General features: G+C 61.2%; 1 protein-coding gene. It reads right to left on the bottom strand.

Going from position 1 to position 1,499, the window contains the following annotated elements:
- A partial coding sequence (locus AC1DJT_RS36645; RefSeq protein ID WP_476836056.1) for a molybdopterin-dependent oxidoreductase occupies positions 1–1,477 on the bottom strand: 1,477 nt, incomplete at its 3' end.
- Between the last annotated feature and the right edge of the window lie 22 nt (positions 1,478–1,499).

The following is a 1,499-nucleotide window of genomic DNA, read 5'->3' as shown; positions in this document are numbered from 1 at the left end:
GCTTGAAGCCGCGCGTGCTCATATAGGTCGTGAAATCGACCTCCTTGTCCGTCGGCAGGGTCAGATAGCCGGGGATCAGGTTCGACATCAGGCCGATATCGGTCAGGCCCTGGATGTTGGAATGGCCGCGCAGCGCATTCATGCCGCCGCCACGCATGCCGATATTGCCGAGCAGCAGCTGCAGCATCGCCATCGAGCGGATGTTCTGCGAGCCCTTGGAGTGCTGGGTCCAGCCGAGCGCATACATCGACGTCATGACCTTGTCGCGCGCCGACGTCTCCGAGATCATCTTGCAGATCGTCAGGAACTTGTCCTTCGGCGTGCCGCAGATGCGTTCAACCATCTCCGGCGTGTAGGCCGCGATGTGGGTCTTCAGGAGCTGGTAGACGCTTCGCGGATGCTGCAGCGTCTCGTCGATCTGCACGTAGCCGTCCGGACCGAGCTCGTATTCCCAGCTTGAGCGGTCGTAATCGCGCTTGGCTTCGTCGTAACCGGTGAACAGACCCTCCTGATAACCAAAGCCTTCCTTCACGAGGTACGGCGCGTTGGTGAAGGCGCGCACATAGTCGTGCTGGATCTTGTCGTTATCGATGCAGTACTTCATCACCCCCAGGAGGAAGGCGATATCCGTGCCCTGCCGGATCGGCGCATAGAAATCAGCGACGGACGCCGAGCGCGTGAAACGTGGATCGACRACGATCAGCTTCGCACCCCGCTGGGCTTTCGCTTCAGTGACCCATTTGAAGCCGCAAGGATGCGCCTCGGCGGCATTGCCGCCCATGATGACGACGAGATCGGTATTCTTGATGTCCGTCCAGGAGTTCGTCATCGCACCGCGACCGAATGTTGGGGCCAGACTGGCCACCGTCGGTCCGTGTCAAACGCGCGCCTGGTTGTCGAACGCCAGCATCCCGGTGCTTCGCACCACCTTGTAGGTCATGAAGGCGGTTTCGTTGGTCGTCGCCGAGGCCGCCAGGAACCCGGTGGACAGCCAGCGATTGACCGTCACACCATCCTGATTGGTGGCGATGAAATTCTTGTCGCGGTCGTCCTTCATCAGCCGCGCTATGCGGTCGAGCGCCTCCGCCCAGCTGATGCGCTTGAAGTCACGTTGGYCGGGGCCGCGATATTGCGGGAATTTCGTGCGCGTCTCGGCATGGACGAAATCGAGCAGGGCCGAGCCCTTGGGACAGAGGGTACCGCGGTTCGTCGGATGATCCGGATCGCCCTCGATATGGATGATCGCCGAATGGGCATTTTTCGATCTATCGCCCAGGCCGTACATGATGACGCCGCAGGCGACAGAGCAATAGGGACAGGTATTTCGCGTCTCGGTGGTTTGCGCCAGCTTGAAGGGGCGCACGGCCTGAGCCAGCGCCTGCTCCGACTCCCCGAACCCCAGCGCAGCTATGGCTGTTCCAGCCAGTCCCGTTCCTGCGCCTCTCAAAAACTGGCGGCGCGATAGCTCTTGAAGCATCCGGACCTCCCAGAAGGCGACA

Source organism: Allobosea sp. 05T422_2, assembly GCF_056396265.1.
This window is presented reverse-complemented; position numbering and strand designations above follow the sequence as displayed.